This is a genomic window from uncultured Azonexus sp. (assembly GCF_937982035.1).
Taxonomy (GTDB): domain Bacteria; phylum Pseudomonadota; class Gammaproteobacteria; order Burkholderiales; family Rhodocyclaceae; genus Azonexus.
This window is the reverse complement of record NZ_CALJNI010000005.1, coordinates 72,250-87,337: the sequence shown is the minus strand read 5'-3', so window position 1 is coordinate 87,337 and position 15,088 is coordinate 72,250. Positions and strand designations below refer to the sequence as shown.

The 15,088-nt window shown below is 63.9% G+C and carries 15 protein-coding genes; 9 read left to right on the top strand and 6 right to left on the bottom strand.

Annotated elements, in window-relative coordinates; translation table 11 throughout:
• Nucleotides 1-17 precede the first annotated feature (17 nt).
• Nucleotides 18-746 carry an IclR family transcriptional regulator gene (locus Q0799_RS05250; protein ID WP_298395370.1) on the bottom strand — a complete coding sequence of 243 codons (729 nt, stop codon included), beginning with the start codon at nucleotides 744-746 and terminating at the stop codon, nucleotides 18-20.
• Nucleotides 747-876: 130 nt separating this feature from the next.
• Here Q0799_RS05250 and Q0799_RS05245 point away from each other — a divergent pair, with 130 nt between their 5' ends.
• From Q0799_RS05245 to Q0799_RS05220, 6 genes are read left to right on the top strand one after another with little or no spacing between them, the layout of a single operon-like run.
• Nucleotides 877-1,608, top strand: coding sequence for a (Fe-S)-binding protein (locus tag Q0799_RS05245; RefSeq protein ID WP_298395276.1), 732 nt, complete (start codon nucleotides 877-879; stop codon nucleotides 1,606-1,608).
• Nucleotides 1,605-3,053 (top strand): lactate utilization protein B, encoded by a 1,449-nt coding sequence (locus Q0799_RS05240; protein WP_298395274.1) that lies wholly within the window; start codon nucleotides 1,605-1,607, stop codon nucleotides 3,051-3,053. Before Q0799_RS05245 ends, Q0799_RS05240 begins: the two co-directional genes overlap by 4 nt.
• Nucleotides 3,054-3,055: 2 nt before the next feature.
• Nucleotides 3,056-3,751 carry an aldehyde dehydrogenase family protein gene (locus tag Q0799_RS05235; RefSeq protein WP_298395271.1) on the top strand — a complete coding sequence of 232 codons (696 nt, stop codon included), beginning with the start codon at nucleotides 3,056-3,058 and terminating at the stop codon, nucleotides 3,749-3,751.
• Nucleotides 3,751-4,707, top strand: a complete 957-nt coding sequence (locus Q0799_RS05230; protein ID WP_298395268.1) for a D-2-hydroxyacid dehydrogenase — start codon at nucleotides 3,751-3,753, stop codon at nucleotides 4,705-4,707. The genes Q0799_RS05235 and Q0799_RS05230 overlap by 1 nt, the downstream gene beginning before the upstream one ends.
• Complete coding sequence (locus Q0799_RS05225; RefSeq protein ID WP_298395265.1) at nucleotides 4,704-5,354, top strand: lactate utilization protein; 651 nt, start codon at nucleotides 4,704-4,706, stop codon at nucleotides 5,352-5,354. Before Q0799_RS05230 ends, Q0799_RS05225 begins: the two co-directional genes overlap by 4 nt.
• Complete coding sequence (locus Q0799_RS05220; RefSeq protein WP_298395262.1) at nucleotides 5,351-5,566, top strand: RNA-binding S4 domain-containing protein; 216 nt, start codon at nucleotides 5,351-5,353, stop codon at nucleotides 5,564-5,566. Before Q0799_RS05225 ends, Q0799_RS05220 begins: the two co-directional genes overlap by 4 nt.
• A gap of 7 nt (nucleotides 5,567-5,573) precedes the next feature.
• On the opposite strand, the gene Q0799_RS05215 is transcribed toward Q0799_RS05220, so the two are convergent.
• Genes Q0799_RS05215 through Q0799_RS05205 form a run of 3 tightly spaced genes read right to left on the bottom strand, consistent with a single transcriptional unit; the run spans nucleotide 5,574 to nucleotide 7,823 of the window.
• The gene (locus Q0799_RS05215) at nucleotides 5,574-6,128 is read right to left on the bottom strand and encodes a 1-acyl-sn-glycerol-3-phosphate acyltransferase (protein WP_298395259.1); all 555 of its coding nucleotides are present in this window, start codon (nucleotides 6,126-6,128) and stop codon (nucleotides 5,574-5,576) included.
• A 7-nt stretch (nucleotides 6,129-6,135) separates the two neighbouring features.
• On the bottom strand, nucleotides 6,136-6,783 hold the full coding sequence (locus Q0799_RS05210) for a DUF47 family protein (RefSeq protein ID WP_028995097.1): 648 nt from the start codon (nucleotides 6,781-6,783) through the stop codon (nucleotides 6,136-6,138).
• Nucleotides 6,780-7,823, bottom strand: coding sequence for an inorganic phosphate transporter (locus Q0799_RS05205; protein WP_298395254.1), 1,044 nt, complete (start codon nucleotides 7,821-7,823; stop codon nucleotides 6,780-6,782). Before Q0799_RS05205 ends, Q0799_RS05210 begins: the two co-directional genes overlap by 4 nt.
• 133 nt (nucleotides 7,824-7,956) lie before the next feature.
• On the opposite strand from Q0799_RS05205, the gene Q0799_RS05200 reads away from it, so the two are divergent.
• On the top strand, nucleotides 7,957-8,997 hold the full coding sequence (locus Q0799_RS05200) for a C4-dicarboxylate ABC transporter (RefSeq protein ID WP_298395251.1): 1,041 nt from the start codon (nucleotides 7,957-7,959) through the stop codon (nucleotides 8,995-8,997).
• A gap of 88 nt (nucleotides 8,998-9,085) precedes the next feature.
• Here the strand turns inward: Q0799_RS05200 and ccoG are convergent, their stop codons facing one another.
• Nucleotides 9,086-10,492: a cytochrome c oxidase accessory protein CcoG gene (gene ccoG, locus Q0799_RS05195; RefSeq protein WP_298395248.1), complete on the bottom strand. Its 1,407-nt coding sequence runs from the start codon at nucleotides 10,490-10,492 to the stop codon at nucleotides 9,086-9,088.
• A gap of 398 nt (nucleotides 10,493-10,890) precedes the next feature.
• Between ccoG and Q0799_RS05190 the strand changes: the two genes are divergently transcribed.
• Together Q0799_RS05190 and Q0799_RS05185 are read left to right on the top strand one after the other, a co-directional pair.
• A complete protein-coding gene (locus Q0799_RS05190; RefSeq protein ID WP_298395245.1) occupies nucleotides 10,891-12,144 on the top strand; it encodes a sigma 54-interacting transcriptional regulator in 1,254 nt (417 codons plus the stop codon).
• Between the two features lie 223 nt (nucleotides 12,145-12,367).
• On the top strand, nucleotides 12,368-14,242 hold the full coding sequence (locus Q0799_RS05185) for a TolC family outer membrane protein (protein WP_298395242.1): 1,875 nt from the start codon (nucleotides 12,368-12,370) through the stop codon (nucleotides 14,240-14,242).
• Between the two features lie 78 nt (nucleotides 14,243-14,320).
• On the opposite strand, the gene Q0799_RS05180 is transcribed toward Q0799_RS05185, so the two are convergent.
• A complete protein-coding gene (locus Q0799_RS05180) occupies nucleotides 14,321-15,031 on the bottom strand; it encodes a response regulator transcription factor (RefSeq protein WP_298395240.1) in 711 nt (236 codons plus the stop codon).
• Nucleotides 15,032-15,088: the final 57 nt, after the last annotated feature.

The window sequence follows — 15,088 nt, the reverse complement described above, 5'->3', positions numbered from 1 at the left end:
CCTGCCGGCGGCAGGCATCAATTGCGGTGGTGTACGTAGCCCAGGGCTTGTGAGACGGCGTTGGCCGTTTCCTGGACCTGGCGCGCCCATTCCGGGTTGTGACGATCGGCAGGGGCCGATACCGACAGCGCGGCAACGACCTGGCCTTCATCGTCGTGGATCGGTGCGGCGACGCACTTGAGGCCTAGTTCGGCCTCTTCGTCGTCGTAGGCGATGCCGTGGCGGCGAACCTTGTCCAGTTCCTTTTCCAGCGCTTCGAGCGTGGTCAGCGAATGCGGCGTCTTGCCCGGCAGGCCGGTGCGGCGGGCGTAGTCACGGACCTTCTGGGTGCCGTCGGCGGCCAGAAAAAGCTTGCCCAGCGAAGTCAGGTGCAGCGGCGCACGACCGCCGACCAGATAGACGACGCGAACCAGCGAACGTCCCGATGAGGTGCGCTCAAGATAGACGATCTCGTCGTCGTGACGGGCGCCGAGGTTGATTGCCTCGCCGATCTTTTCATGCAGTTCCTGCATGAAGGGCAGGGCGACTTCGCGGACATTGATCCGCGATTTGACGATGTTGCCGAGTTCGAGCAGGCGAATGCCCAGGCGGTAAGTGCCGGCATCCTGGCGCTCGACGAAACGGGCGTTGCACATCGCCGCGAGGATGCGGTGGGCGGTCGACGGATGGAGTTCGGTCGCCGTTGCCAGTTGCTTGAGGCTGGCTGCATCCGGCACCTGAGCAAGCGCGTCGAGCAGCGACATCATGCGCTCGATGACCTGGATCGAACCTGGCGTTCTGGTAGCGCCGTCGGCAACTTCTGACAACTGGATTCCTTTATTCGCGGGGTTTGAGTAGCATTAGCCACTTTGCCTTCTTGTGCGGCGCAATATTAACATGCGGATCGCCTTATACGTTACCTGTCTCGTTGACCTGATGCGCCCCTCAGTGGGCTTTGCCGCCCTGCGTTTGCTGACGGCAACGGGTAATGACGTCGTCGTTCCGCCGGCGCAGACCTGCTGCGGTCAGCCGGCCTGGAGCGCCGGCAACCGGCCGCTGGCCGAAATCCTGGCGCAGAAGGCGATTGTCGAACTGGAAGATTACGATGCGGTGGTCGTTCCTTCCGGTTCCTGTGCCGAGCAGATTCGCCTGACCTATCCCAAGCTGTTCGCCGACGATGCCGTCTGGGGACCGCGCGCCCGGGCGCTGGCCGCCCGTACCCAGGAACTGAGCGAGTTTCTCGCCGGCCAGGGCGAGCCGCTTGAGCCGCCCGGTGAATTTGCCGGCAGCGTCACCTATCACGATTCCTGCAAGGGCCTGCGCGGTCTCGGCATCAAGGCGCAGCCACGTGCCCTGCTCGGCCGCGTGCGCGGGCTGAGCCTGAAGGAGATGGCCGACTGTGAGGAATGCTGCGGCTTCGGCGGCGCCTTCGCCGAGAACTATGCTGATGTCTCGGCGCGCATCGTCGACCGCAAGTGCGAGTCGATTGCCGCTGCCGGCGCCGATGCGGTGGTCGGCGGCGATCTTGGCTGCCTGCTCAACATCGAGGGGCGCTTGCGTCGGCGCGGCGACGAGACGACGCGGGTGCTGCACTTCGCCGAAGTGCTGGCCGGGGAAACGAAGCCATGAACGGCAACGCCCGTCACTCGCAGGCGATGCATTTCACCGCCCGCGCCGCCGACAAGGTGCGCAACCCGGTGCTGCAGCAAGCGCTGCAGAAGGCCAAGCCGCTGTTTTCCGGCAAGCGCGCTAAGGCGATGGCGGCGCTGCCCGACGACGGCCTCGAATTCGAACAATTGCGCGAGGCCTGCGCCGGCATCCGCGACCGGGCGTTGAACGACCTCGACGTGTGGCTCGAAATCTTCGAGGAAAACGCCCGCGCGCGCGGTGCCGAAGTGCTGTGGGCGCGCGACGGCGGCGAAATCTGCGATCTGGTGATCGATGTCGCCCGCCGTCATGGCGTCAAGAAGGTGACCAAGTCGAAGTCGATGCTCTCCGAAGAAGCGCATCTCAACGACGCGCTGGCCGCTGCCGGCATCGAGCCGGTCGAGACCGATCTCGGCGAGTACATCATCCAGCTCGCCGGCGAGGCGCCGTCGCACATCATCGCGCCGGCGGTGCACAAGACGCTGCAGGAAGTCGAGGCGCTATTCGCCGAGAAGCACGGCCGACCGCAAGAGGCGCGGACTTCCGCCGACATCCCGGCGCTGACCCGCGAGGCGCGTGGTGTCCTGCGCCAGCACTTCCTGTCGGCCGACATGGGCATTTCCGGCGCCAATTTCCTGATCGCCGAGACCGGTACCGCGGCCTTGGTCACCAATGAAGGCAATGGCCGCATGGTGACGACGCTGCCGCGCGTGCACGTGGTGATCACCGGCATCGAGAAGGTGGTGCCGACGCTGCAGGATTTCGCGACCTTGATGCGCCTGCTGCCGCGTTCGGCGACCGGCCAGACGATCTCCAACTACGTCTCGCTGCTGACCGGCACGCGCGCTGACGACGAAACAGAAGGGCCGACCAAGACCGTCTTCATTCTGGTCGATAACGGCCGTGCCGACGTCGTCGGGTCGCACTACCAGGACATCCTGCGCTGCATCCGCTGCGGCGCCTGCATGAACCACTGCCCGGTGTATTTCTCGCTCGGCGGCCATGCCTACGGCTGGGTCTATCCGGGGCCGATGGGTTCGGTGCTGACGCCGCTCTATACCGGCATCGAGAACGCGCTCGACCTGCCGCACGCGTCGACCGGCTGCCGCCAGTGTTCGAGCGTCTGTCCGGTGCGCATTCCGCTGCCCGAACTGATGCACGGCCTGCGCCAGGAACAGCAGCGGCGCGGCCTGCGCCCCTGGGGCGAACGCCTCGGTCTGCGCGCCTGGGCCTGGGTTGCTGGCCGGCCGGCGCTGTACCGGGCGCTGACCCGGATCGCCGCCCGCTACCTGAACTGGCTGGCCGACGGCGAGGGCCGTATCCGCATTCTCGGTTTTGCGCCGGGCTGGACGACGGCGCGCGATCTGCCGGTGGCCGGCGGTGGCAAGACCTTTTTCGAACAATACGCTGCAAGCAAGAGAGACTGACAATGGAATTCGCACCCGAAGGCCCGATGGCCATTCCCCTCTGGATCAACGGCCGCGCCTACCTGACGGTGGGCGAGCGTTTCTTCGACGTGGTCAATCCGGCGACCGGGCAGGCTCGTCACCGGGTGCCGATGTGCGGTGCCGACGAAGCGGCGCAGGCCGTCGCAGCCGCGCGCGATGCCCAGGGCGCCTGGGCGGACTTGGGGCCGTCGGCGCGTCAGCTCTGTCTCGCCCGCTTGGCCGATGCCCTCGAGCGCTACGCCGGTCATTTCGCCAAATTGCTCAGCCAGGACAGCGGTCGTACCGACGACCTGGCAAGCGCCGAAGTGACGGCCACCGTCGCCGGTTTGCGCGCGATGTCGGTGGGGGAAACCGGGGTGGCGGCGCTGGTCGTCGACGACAGCCAGCCGCTCGCCGGTCTGGTCGCCGCCGCCGTGCCGGCCCTGCTGGCCGGTGCGACCCTGGTCGTCAAACCGAGTCCGAAAGCGCCGTCGGCGGCTTTCGCCCTGTGCGAACTGGCGACCCGCAACGACTGGCCGGCCGGCGTGCTCAACCTTGTCCACGGCGACGGCCCGGCCATCGAAGGCTTGTGCGCGGCCGGCGTCGATTACCTGGTGTACGCCGGTGCTTCGGCGCTGGGCGCCCAGGTCGGCGAGCTGGCGGCGAAACACGGAACGGCGTTCGTCACGGTCGGCTGATGGAACGCATCGTCTATCTCGAACAGGCATCGATGATCGCCACCGTCCGGCGGCCGGCGTTCGCCCATGCGTGGGTCGAGTACCCGGCGACGACCGCCGATCAGGTGGCCGAGCGCCTGCGCGGGGCGAGTATCGCCATCGTCAACAAGGTGCCGCTGCCGGGCGCGGTGATCGACAGCCTGCCCGACCTGAAGATGGTCGCGGTGGCGGCAACCGGCACCAATGTCGTCGATCTCGACGCCTGTCGCCGGCGCGGCATCGTCGTCAGCAACATCCGCGGCTACGCCGAACAGACCGTGCCCGAGCATGTCTTCGCGCTGTTGCTGGGGCTGTCGCGCAATCTGTTCGCCTGGCGCGAAACGGTGCAGGCCGGGCGCTGGCAACAGGCGACGCAATTCTGCCTGTTCGATCACCCGATCCGCGACCTGCACGGGGCGACGCTCGGCGTCGTTGGTGCCGGCAGTCTCGGCAATGGCGTCGTCCGGCTTGGCGAAGCCTTCGGCATGCGCGTGCTGCGCGCCGAACGCAAGGGGGCGGATGGCGTCCGTCCCGGCTATACCGCTTTCGCCGAGGTACTGGCGCAGGCCGACGCGATCAGCCTGCATTGCCCGTTGAGCGAGGCCACCCACCACCTGATCGGCGAGCCGGAACTGCGCGCGATGAAGCGCTCGGCCCTGCTGATCAACACCGCACGCGGCGGCATCGTCGACGAAGCGGCACTGATTCGCGCGCTGCGCGAAGGCTGGATTGCCGGTGCCGGTTTCGACGTGGTCACCGCCGAACCTCCGCCGGTCGGTCACCCCATGCTCGATCCGGCCCTGCTCGCCTTGCCCAACTTCATCCTCACTCCGCACGTCGCCTGGGCCAGTCGGCCGGCGATGCAGGCGCTGGCCGATCAGTTGATCGACAACATCGAGGCCTTCGTCGCCGGTCAGCCGAGGAACGTGGTCACATGAGCGCGCGCGACGACATCCTTGCCCGTGTTCGCGCCGGTGTCGGCAAGGGCGATGCCGGTGCCCGCCGCGCGGCGGCTCTGGCACGCCTGCAAGCCGGGCAGGCGGGGCCGCAGCCGACCCTGGTCGGCGATCTGGTCGAGCGTTTCTGTGCCAAGGCGGAATCGCTGGCCAGTACGGTTGCCCGCGTCGACGGCTACGCCGCCGTGCCGGCGCATGTCGCCGAGTGGCTGAGCGCCCGGCAACTGCCCCTGCAGGCGGTGACTGCGCTCGACGTCGCCGGGCTCGACTGGGCCGAGGCGGGCTTGTCCTGCCGCAGCGGCGTGGCGGTCGATGCCGACCCGGTCGGCATTTCCGGCTGCTTCTGCGCCATCGCCGAAACCGGTACCTTGATGCTGCTGTCCGGTCCGGTGACGCCGGCTTCGGTCAGCCTGCTGCCGGAAACCCATATCGCGCTGGTGCCGGCGGCGCGCGTCGTTGCCACCATGGAAGACGCGTTTGCCTTGCTCAAGGCCGAACGCGGTGCCTTGCCGCGGGCCGTCAACTTCGTTTCCGGGCCGTCGCGCACCGGCGACATCGAACAAACCATCGTCCTCGGCGCCCATGGGCCGTGCCGGGTCCATCTGATCGTGATCGGGGAAAATTCATGAGTATTCAATTTGCCGTGCGCGGCGACCACATCCAGCTCGACCAGTTGCTCAAAGCCACCGGCCTGTGCGAATCCGGCGGCGCCGCGCATGCAGCGATCGCCGACGGCCAGGTGACGGTCGACGGCCAGGTCGACACCCGCAAGCGGGCCAAGCTACGGCCCGGTCAGCGCGTCGTTTTTGCCGGCGAGGAAATCGAGCTGCTGGCCGAGTAGCGCTTACTTAGTCCAGCCAGCGGATCGGCGAGGCGAGTTCGGGGTGTTTGCCGCAATGCTCGCGGTAATGCCCGGCTATCGTCGCCATGTCCTGCGCCGGATCGCCACTCAGGGTGATGTAGGCGAGGATGCCGACCCGGCGCCTGGCGTAATCGATGAAGCCCAGCCCGACCGGCACCTGCGCCGCCAGGGCGATGCGGTAGAAACCGCTCTTCCAGCCGGCGGTCAGGCTGCGCGTGCCTTCCGGTGCCAGGACCAGCATGAAGCGCTGGCGGCGGGCGAATTCGTCGGCCATCTGGTCGACAAAACCGGTGCGCTGGCGCCGGTTCACCGCGACCCCGCCGAGGCGGCGCAGCAGGCCGCCGAAAGGCCAGCGGAAGAGGGCATCCTTGGCCGCCCAGTGCGCCGCCAGCGCCAGTCCCTGGCGCGCCAGCAGCGCGTAGAGCGCGTCCCAGTTCGAGGTGTGCGGATAAGCAATCAGTACCGTCCGGGGTGGGCGTTCAGCTGGCTCGATCAGGGTCCAGCCGAGACGTTTCAGCAGCCAGCAGGCAAGGGTCTGCATCGTCGGCTCAGCACATCTTGACCACGATGTCGTGCAGTGTGTTGGCGCAGTGGGCCATGCGGTCGGCAGCGTTGGCCAGGTGGCGGTAGATTTCGCGTTGCTTGAACATGTGGATGTAGTTGTCGCCCTGGAAGAGGTCGGCGATGGCACGCCGGTAGGCCTTTTCCACCCGGCGTTCGGCCTTGCGTGCGGCGTCGGCGTCGTTGGCCGCCTCTGCCGGGGCCGTCGCCAGGCGGCTGAAGCCCTGTAACAGCGCGTCGGTGCCGAGTTTGATGTGCATCGCCATCTCCAGGCAGTGCTTGTCGGGCTGCAGGCCGAGCACCTCCATTTCGCTGACCGTCGTCTTGCAGTAATTGACCACCTCGTCGAGGTCCATGATCGCGCGGTAGAGATCCTCGCGGTCGATCGGCGTCGAGAAGGCCTCGTTCAGCGTGTGCAGGTTGTGGATCTTGACCCGGTCGGCTTCGTGCTCGTCCTTGCGGATCTGCTTGCCGATGTCGTGATCGGCGTTTTCCATGAATTCGACCAGCAGCCCGGTGGTCTTGCCGACCTGCCGGCACTGTTCGACGAGCATGCCGAAAAAGTCGGGCATTTTCGGGAAGAATCGGCCGAGCAGGCGGGACAGCAGCGAGGGCGAGGCGGTAGCGTTGCTCATGGCTTGGCTCCGAGGAAAAGATTGACCAGCGCATAGGCCAGGATGGCGACCAGGGCGGCGCCGGGAATGGTGATCAGCCAGGTGGTGGCGATGTCCTTGGCCTTGGCCCAGCGCACCGCGCGCGGGCGTTCGGAGGCGCCGATGCCCATGATCGAGGTGGCGACGATGTGCGTCGTCGATACCGGCGCGCCGCCCAGCGAGGCGCTCATGATCACCAGGCCGGAGGTCAGTTGCGAGCCGAGGGCATGGATCGGGCGGACGCGGTAGATGGCGAAACCCAGCGTGCGCACGATGCGCCATCCACCGGAGAGGATGCCCAGGGTCATCGCCGTGGCGCAGGCGAGCATGACCCAGAACGGCACGGCAAAGTGCGGGATGAAACCGCCGAGCAGCAGCACCAGGGTCAGGATGCCCATGCTTTTCTGCGCGTCGTTGGCGCCGTGGGCGAAGGCCAGCCCGGCGGCGGTGAAGAACTGGGCAAAACGCAGGTGACGGTTGGCAGCCGGCGTGGCTGCCCGGAGCAGGACGCTGAGGATGCGGTGAATGGCGAAACCGACCCAGAAACCGATCAGCGGCGACAGGATCAGCGCCGCCAGGACCTTGACGATGCCGGCCAGCCGTCCGTCGAGCAACTCCTGGAAGCCCCAGACCACATGATCGACCCCGACCCCGACGACGACCGCGCCGATCAGGCCGCCGACCAGGGCGTGCGACGACGACGAGGGAATGCCGAAATACCAGGTGCCGAGATTCCACACGATGGCGCCGATCAGGCCGCACAGCAGCATCGCCAGTGACAGCAGCGGCAGGATGCCGCCGAGTTCGACGAACTTGCCGATGGTGTTGGCAACCGCCGTGCCGCCGAGCAGGGGGCCGAGGAATTCGAAGACGCCGACAACGATGACAGCCTGCGCCGGGGTCATCGCCCGCGAGGCAATGACCGTGGCGACGATGTTGGCCGCGTCATGGAAGCCGTTGGTGTAATCGAACACCAGGACGACGACGACGGTTGCCAGCGCGAGCAGGAACAGGGTGTCCATGCGTGTTGCCCGGTGTCGGGTCTCCCTCCGGATTGGTATATGTTGTTTTGGTCAGTATAGCGCGCGCCCTTGCGGGTGTGTGTCGGGTTAAAATAAGCGAATCCTAATAGTATGGCGCATGCCGGGAACAGCCATGTCCTACCCCAGTTTTTCCTCGATTTCCCGCAGTTTTGCCCCCGGCTGGTTCGCCGCCGTCATGGGCACCGGCGTGCTGTCCATGAGCACCCTGGCCCTGTCGGCCTGGTGGCCGCCGCTGGTCGGTCCGGCGGAAGTGCTGCACTGGTTCAATGTGTTCCTTTTCGCGCTGCTCGCCGTGCCCTGGCAGACCCGCTGGTTGCGTTTTCCCCAGGCGGCGATGCAGACCCTGCAGCATCCGGTGCAGGCCAATTTCTATCCGACCTTTTCGATTGCCCTGCTGGTGCTGGCAGCCCAGTGGGTGCAGTTCGGTCCCTATGTCGGTGCGGCGCTCTTCTTCTGGTGGGCAGGTGTCATCCTGCATTTCGTGTTCAGTTTTGCCGTGCTCTTCTTCATGTTTCGCGGCGAGCATGTGGCGCTCGATCATGTGACGCCGGCCAAATTCATCCCGGCGGTTGGTCTGGTGGTCATGCCGCTGGCCGGTGGTCCGCTGCTCGTGCACATGGACGGGGCGCTACGCGAATGGGCCTTGACGGCCAATATTGTCGGCCTCGGCGCGGGCAGCATGATGTACCTCGGTCTGCTCGGCCTGACCCTGCAGCGCAAGTACCTGCACAAGCCGGCGCAGGGCATCCTGACGCCGACGGTGTGGATTCATCTGGCGCCGATCGGCGTCATCCCGGTCAGTTTCATGAACCTGGCCGAACATTTTCCCTTCCCGGTCGTGCGCGAGATTGCGGCGGTGCTGATGGCGCTGGTCTGGGGCTTTGGTGTCTGGTGGCTGGTGATGGCCAGCCTGCTGACCTGGTCGGCCAAGGCTGCGGGGCAATTGCCGTTCGCGCTTTCCTGGTGGGGGTTTACTTTTCCGCTGGGGGCGTTCGCCGTGGAGAGCCTGCGGCTGTACAAGATTTTCGGCTGGAGCAGCATGCTGGTGATCGGCGTGCTGGCCTGGCTCATGTTGTGCGGTTTCTGGTCGCTGACCCTGTGGCGAACCGTGCGCGGGGTAATGAGCGGCGCTATCTTTCAGCCGCACCCATGATGGCCTGGGGGGACTTCCTGGGCCGGGAGCGCAGGAAAAAAAGGCGGGCGACTAGCGCCCGCCCAAGCGGAGTCTGCCCTGTTTGGCGTCAGGGCAGGAGGAAAGAGGCTTTCTCCCGCAGGCTAATGTCGGCATTGCCCTCGGCGGTGATGGTGAAATGGATCGGGTTGGAGCCGCGTTTGCCCGATTCCGGCGGCGCCGCAACCACGACGTTGAACGAGGTCAGTCCGGCAGCCTTGGCGTCGACCGTGTCTTCGCCGCTGATCTTGAGGCCGTCGAGACCGTCGACGGCCAGTTTGTAGCGCTGCGGCGATTCGGTGGTGTTCATGATCTGCAGCATGAAGACGTTCTCGATGCTGCCGTCGTCCGCCTCGCGGGCGAGCGTCGAGCGGTCGCGGATGATGTCCATCTTCAGCGGGATGCGGTTGACCAGGAAGTAGCCGGCAATGATCGTGATCAGGATCAGGATGGCGGTGTAGACCAGGACGCGCGGCCGGATCATGTGGCTGAGGATGTCGGCCTTCGATTCCTGTTTGGCCATGGCATTTTCGGTCGAGTAGCGGACCAGGCCGCGCGGCAGCCCGACCTTGTCCATGACCTGGTCGCAGACGTCGATGCAGGCGGCGCAACCGATGCATTCATACTGCAGGCCGTTGCGGATGTCGATACCGGTCGGGCAGACCACCACGCACTGACCACAATCGACGCAGTCGCCCAACTTGCTGGTGTCGGTGCTTTTCTTGCGCACGCCGCGCGGTTCGCCGCGAGCCGGATCGTAGGTGATGATCAGCGTGTCCGGGTCGAACATCACGCTCTGGAAACGGGCATACGGACACATGTACTTGCACACCTGTTCGCGCATGAAACCGGCGAACAGGAAGGTGAAGCCGCCGTAGAGGAAGATCCACAGGGTTTCCCAGGGGCCGAGGTTGTTGGTCAGGACGTTGTTGATCAGTTCGTCCATCGGCGTGAAGTAGCCGACCAGCGTGAAGCCGGTCCATAGCGACAGGATGCCCCAGAGCAGGAACTTGGTCGCCTTGATGCGCAGCTTGCGTGCATCCATCGGCGCCTTGTCCAGTTTCATCCGGGCATTGCGGTCGCCCTCGACCCAGTTTTCGATCCACATGAACAACTGGGTATAGACGGTCTGCGGGCAGGCGTAGCCGCAGAACAGCCGCCCGGCCACGGCGGTGACCAGGAACAGCGCGTAGGCCGAGATGATCAGCAGGACGGCCAGGTAGATGACGTCCTGAGGCCAGAAGACCAGGCCAAAGAGGTAGAACTTGCGCTCGACCAGATGGAACAGGATGGCCTGCCGTTCGTTCCAGACCAGCCAGGGGGCGCCGTAGAAAATGACCTGGGTCAGCAGGACCAGGACGATGCGCCAGTTATCGAAAAATCCGCGTACCCGCTTGGCGTAGATTTTCTTGCGTTTTTCGTAGAGTGAAACTTCGACTGCCGGTTCCTGCTTGTTCTGGTCGTCCGCTTGAGTCATTTTTGTTTTACACCTGTTAGTTGTTATGGTCGGAAACCGGGGTGGGCGTGTCTGCCGACTATTCGCATGAAGCAAGCCTGCGGGGCGAACTAAGGGGGATATGCGACCAGCCGACCGGCGCACCGTGAGCTCTAGAACTCCAAGGAAAGCACATTGAGCAGTGGGAGGTGACCCCGGTTTCCGGGATGACTAATATCAAGTTGCGTGCCAGCTTGGGTGTGTTGCTTGATTCATTAAAAATCAACTGCTTGGAATTTGTTTTGTTCGGCTGTTCGATGTTTTTTGAAATGCTGTGTCAGAATCGGCAGCATTGATTGGCTGAGGTGACAGTTTTGACATCGCATTTCCTGAGTGAGCTGATTTCCTTTCTCGATGGTTTGCCTGAGCCACGTATCGTAATGAGCGCCGATTACCGGATCATTGCCGCCAATGCGGCCTATACGCGCGAGTTTGGCGGGGGGCGCGAGCTGGCCGGCCGAGCGTGCTACGAGGTCTCGCATCGATTCAATGTGCCGTGCGACCAGGCCGGCGAATCCTGCCCGCTCAAACTCAGCCTGGAGGCGGGTGAACCGCAACGGGTCCTGCACCTGCATCACACGCCCCGGGGTGAGGAGCATGTGCTGGTCGAAACTTCGCCGATTCGTGATGAGACCGGCGAAATTGCCTATTTCGTCGAAACCATGCGCCTGGTGCGCCAGGCCAGCAGTCGAGCGGCCACCAGCGGGCTGGTCGGACGCTCGCCGGCATTCAGCAGCATGCTGGAAAAGATGATGCGGGTTGCGCCTTCCGACGCTGCGGTCCTGTTGCTCGGCGAGACGGGGACCGGCAAGGAACTGGTGGCGCACGCCATTCATGAGGCCAGTGCCCGGGAGGAAGGGCCTTTTGTCGCGGTCGATTGCGCGGGAATGACGGAAACCCTGTTCGAGGCCGAGTTGTTCGGTTATGAAAAAGGCGCCTTCACCGGGGCCACGCATCGCAAGCAGGGCTTGGTCGAAGCGGCTTCGGGCGGTACCCTGTTCCTCGACGAAATCGGCGAACTGCCGCTCTCGCTGCAGGTCAAGCTGCTGCGCCTGCTCGAAACCGGAACCTATCGCCGGGTTGGCGGCCTGGACTGGTTGCCGGCCGATTTCCGGCTGATCACGGCGACGCACCGCGATCTTGCTGCCATGGTGGTGGCTGAAAGCTTTCGCCGCGACCTGTATTTCCGCATCAATACCTTTCCGATCCGGACGCCGGCATTGCACGAGCGTAGCTCGGACATTCCCCTGCTGGCCGAATCGCTGCTGGCCCGGGTTGACCGCAAACCGGGCCGGCACTTCACGGCGGCCGCGCTTGACTGGCTTGCCGTGCAGCGGTTCAGCGGCAACATCCGCGAATTGCGCAATCTGATCGAGCGTGCTTCCCTGCTTGCCGACGGCGATGCCATCGATGTCGGCCATCTTCTTGAAATGACCGATCCGCCGCTGGTTCAGCCGGCCGAGCGGGATGCCGCGAGCGGTTTTCGGGTGGATGGCCTGATTGATCTGGAAACGCTGGAAAAACGCTATCTCAAGTGGTCCAGGCAGACGCACGGCGGTGATATGGATGCGCTGGCCAGGCAACTCGGAATCAGCACCCGGACCTTGTATCGGAAACTGGAGCGTGTGAATTGATGGAGAAAATTCACGATTGTCTTCAATATATGACATTGTTATATTCCGTGCGGCTTGTGGGAGTGGCTTATCCCTTGTCTTTACCAAGTCTTACATTCCCGCATGATTGTTAATCTAGAATCGAGAAAAGCTGTTCTATTTCCAATAGAGGGTCCATTGGGTCAGAGTGCGCCGGAGCGCGTGCGACAGAATGGGTGACGAAGGTTCTTTGCGAGTGATAAATATGAAAATCAGGACAATTCCCTTTTTGCTGGCGGTTGCGGTTTTCCCCGTCTCCGCTCTTGCCCAGAATGCGCCTTCCCCGGAGGTGCAGCAGGCCCTGCGCGAGATTGCCCAGCAAGCAGTGCTGAAGAGCCCGGAAGTGACGACCAAGTGGCGTAACTACAAGGCGGCCGACGAGGAAATCGGGGTGGCACGCGGCGGTTATTTTCCGCGGGTTGACCTGACGGCCGGTACCGGCCGCGAGAGCCTGAAGACCCCGCCGACGAACGTCAAGGACGACTATACCCGGCGCGGTTACGCACTGACCCTGAACCAGATGGTGTTCGACGGGTTTGCCACGCGCAGCGAGGTTCGCAAACTCGACAAGGCGCGTCTGGTCCGTTACTACGAACTGCTGGAAGCCTCCGAGAATGTCGCCCTGGAAGCCAGCCGCGCCTATCTCGATGTGCTGCGCTACCGTTTCCTGGTCGATCTCGCCGAAGACAACTACATCCGCCACAAGGCCACGCATGAGCAGTTGAAGGCGCGTACGGCGTCGGGCGTCGGGCGTCGCGTCGATCTGGAACAGGCGGGCAGCCGTCTGGCCCTGGCCGAAGTCAACCTGACCACGGAAACCGCCAACCTGCATGATGTATCCGCGCGCTATCAGCGTCTGGTCGGCAACATGCCGCCCGACGTGATCGTTCCGCCCAGCCTGGTCGGTAGTGCACTGCCGGCCAGCCCGAAGGCGGCACTGGACATCCTGCACAAGCGCAATCCGACGCTGCATGCGGCGATCGAGAATATCGAAGCCGCCCAGCACGACATCGCCGCCAAGCGTTCGGCCTACTCGCCCCGAGTGGATCTGCGGGCCAGAACCGAGAGCACCTCCAACTATCAGGGTGTCAGCGGCGACCGCGATTACAACGTGGCCGAGGTGGTGTTCAGCTGGAACCTGTTCAATGGCGGTTCGGATCGGGCGCGTGAGCGTCAGTTCATGGAGCGCAAGCACATGGCCGTGGAAATGCGTGAAAAGGCCTGTCGCGACACGCGCCAGACGTTGCTGATCGCGTACAACGACGTGCTGCGACTGAAGGAACAGTCCAACTACCTGGCAACCCAGGTCGCCTTGCTGGAAAAGACGCGCAATGCCTATCGTGACCAGTTCAATGTCGGCCAACGCACCTTGCTCGACTTGCTGGATACCGAGAATGAATTGCTGTCGGCGCGGCGTGCGGCAGTCAATGCCGATACCGACCTGACGCTGGCCTATCTGCGCACCTATGCCGGCATGGGGTCGCTGCTGGAATTCATGGGGCTGCAGAAGCTTGATACCCACACACCGACCGCTGGTGAACTGGCCGAAGTCGATGCGGCTTCGCTGTGCCCGACCGATGCCGTCACCCAGCAAGCCTCGTCGCGCGATGCGCTCGATGCCAAGGCTCGCGAGATGATGACCGCGCCGCGTTCGCCGGTGGTGGCGCAGGCCCCGCAGGAACTGGTGCCGCAGACTGCCGTTGGCGATATCGAAAATCGGGTACGTTCCTGGGCTGAGGCCTGGTCGGCGAAGGATTACTCGGCCTACACCGGTTTCTATGCGCCGACCTTCACGCCGGATGGCGGTCTTTCCCGCGAGGACTGGGACCAGTTGCGTCGCGCCCGGATCTCGCCGCGCGAGCGCATCTCGGTCACCGTCGACAAGCTCCAGGTACGTATGGATGGCGAGGAACGGGCCTTTGCCGAGTTTGAGCAGACCTATCGCTCGAACATCTTCAACGACCGTGTCATGAAGACGCTTGAGATGATCAAGGTCGATGGCAAGTGGTTGATCAACCGCGAAAGCTCCACCCCTTGCGTGGGTAATACTGTCGGCGGTTGCCATCGACTGGCACGCTGAAAACCCGCGGGGCTGAGTCCCCGCGTTGGAAATAAAACCCCCGGGGATAAGTTTCCCGGGGGTTTTTTATTCAGGGTGTCAGGTTAGATCGACCTGGGAGACAAACACATAGCCTTGCGAGCGCAAGGTCTTGATGAAGCTGCTGCCGTCGGCCTGTTTGCCCAGAATGCGCCGGATTTGACTGACATGGACGTCGATGATCCGGTCGTAAGGGATGTACTCGCGTTTGAGGACGCGGGAGAGGCATTCCCGGGACAGGGGTTCGAACGGGTGCTCAAGAAATGCCATCAGCAGGGAAAAACCGGAAACGCCGATCGATACGGGTTCGCCGTTGCCGTTCAGCAGTTCCCGGGCAGCGGTGTCCAGCGTCCAGTGCCCGAAACGCATACGCTTGAAATCTGCCCGCGAAACCGCCGTCTGACTACGTAGCTGGCTGCGTCGGAGCAGCGCACGGGTACGGGCGAGCAGTTCGCGCATGTTGCAAGGCTTGGGCAGGAAGTCGTCAGCGCCGATCTCGATACCGATGATGCGCTCGATTTCGTCGGAGCGCGTCGAATGAATCAGAACCGGTATCTCGGAGTGCTGGCGCAGCTGCCTGAGGAGTTCGAGTCCGTCCGCGTCGGGGAGGCTCAGGTCGAGGATCACCACGTCGGGGTTTTGATCGAGCTGTTGCCACATGGCGGCGCCATTTTCGGCGAAAATGCTGCCGATCCCCACTGTACCAAGGGTGGCGCTGACAACATGGCGGGTGCCGGGGTCATCTTCTACGATCAGTGCGGTCTGATTCATGGGAGGGGTAAAGATGCTCGATGGAAATGATTGTAATGCATTGTAAAAGGAAGTGCG

Coding starts and splice junctions, on each gene's coding strand:
- Q0799_RS05215 (WP_298395259.1), bottom strand. CDS start 6,128: ATGCAGACCCTTGCCTGCTGGCTGCTGAAACGTCTCGGCTGGACCCTG.
- Q0799_RS05185 (WP_298395242.1), top strand. CDS start 12,368: ATGAAAATCAGGACAATTCCCTTTTTGCTGGCGGTTGCGGTTTTCCCC.
- Q0799_RS05205 (WP_298395254.1), bottom strand. CDS start 7,823: ATGGACACCCTGTTCCTGCTCGCGCTGGCAACCGTCGTCGTCGTCCTG.
- Q0799_RS05220 (WP_298395262.1), top strand. CDS start 5,351: ATGAGTATTCAATTTGCCGTGCGCGGCGACCACATCCAGCTCGACCAG.
- Q0799_RS05210 (WP_028995097.1), bottom strand. CDS start 6,783: ATGAGCAACGCTACCGCCTCGCCCTCGCTGCTGTCCCGCCTGCTCGGC.
- Q0799_RS05250 (WP_298395370.1), bottom strand. CDS start 746: ATGATGTCGCTGCTCGACGCGCTTGCTCAGGTGCCGGATGCAGCCAGC.
- Q0799_RS05230 (WP_298395268.1), top strand. CDS start 3,751: ATGGAACGCATCGTCTATCTCGAACAGGCATCGATGATCGCCACCGTC.
- Q0799_RS05235 (WP_298395271.1), top strand. CDS start 3,056: ATGGAATTCGCACCCGAAGGCCCGATGGCCATTCCCCTCTGGATCAAC.
- Q0799_RS05180 (WP_298395240.1), bottom strand. CDS start 15,031: ATGAATCAGACCGCACTGATCGTAGAAGATGACCCCGGCACCCGCCAT.
- Q0799_RS05190 (WP_298395245.1), top strand. CDS start 10,891: ATGAGCGCCGATTACCGGATCATTGCCGCCAATGCGGCCTATACGCGC.
- Q0799_RS05245 (WP_298395276.1), top strand. CDS start 877: ATGCGGATCGCCTTATACGTTACCTGTCTCGTTGACCTGATGCGCCCC.
- ccoG (WP_298395248.1), bottom strand. CDS start 10,492: ATGACTCAAGCGGACGACCAGAACAAGCAGGAACCGGCAGTCGAAGTT.
- Q0799_RS05225 (WP_298395265.1), top strand. CDS start 4,704: ATGAGCGCGCGCGACGACATCCTTGCCCGTGTTCGCGCCGGTGTCGGC.
- Q0799_RS05240 (WP_298395274.1), top strand. CDS start 1,605: ATGAACGGCAACGCCCGTCACTCGCAGGCGATGCATTTCACCGCCCGC.
- Q0799_RS05200 (WP_298395251.1), top strand. CDS start 7,957: ATGTCCTACCCCAGTTTTTCCTCGATTTCCCGCAGTTTTGCCCCCGGC.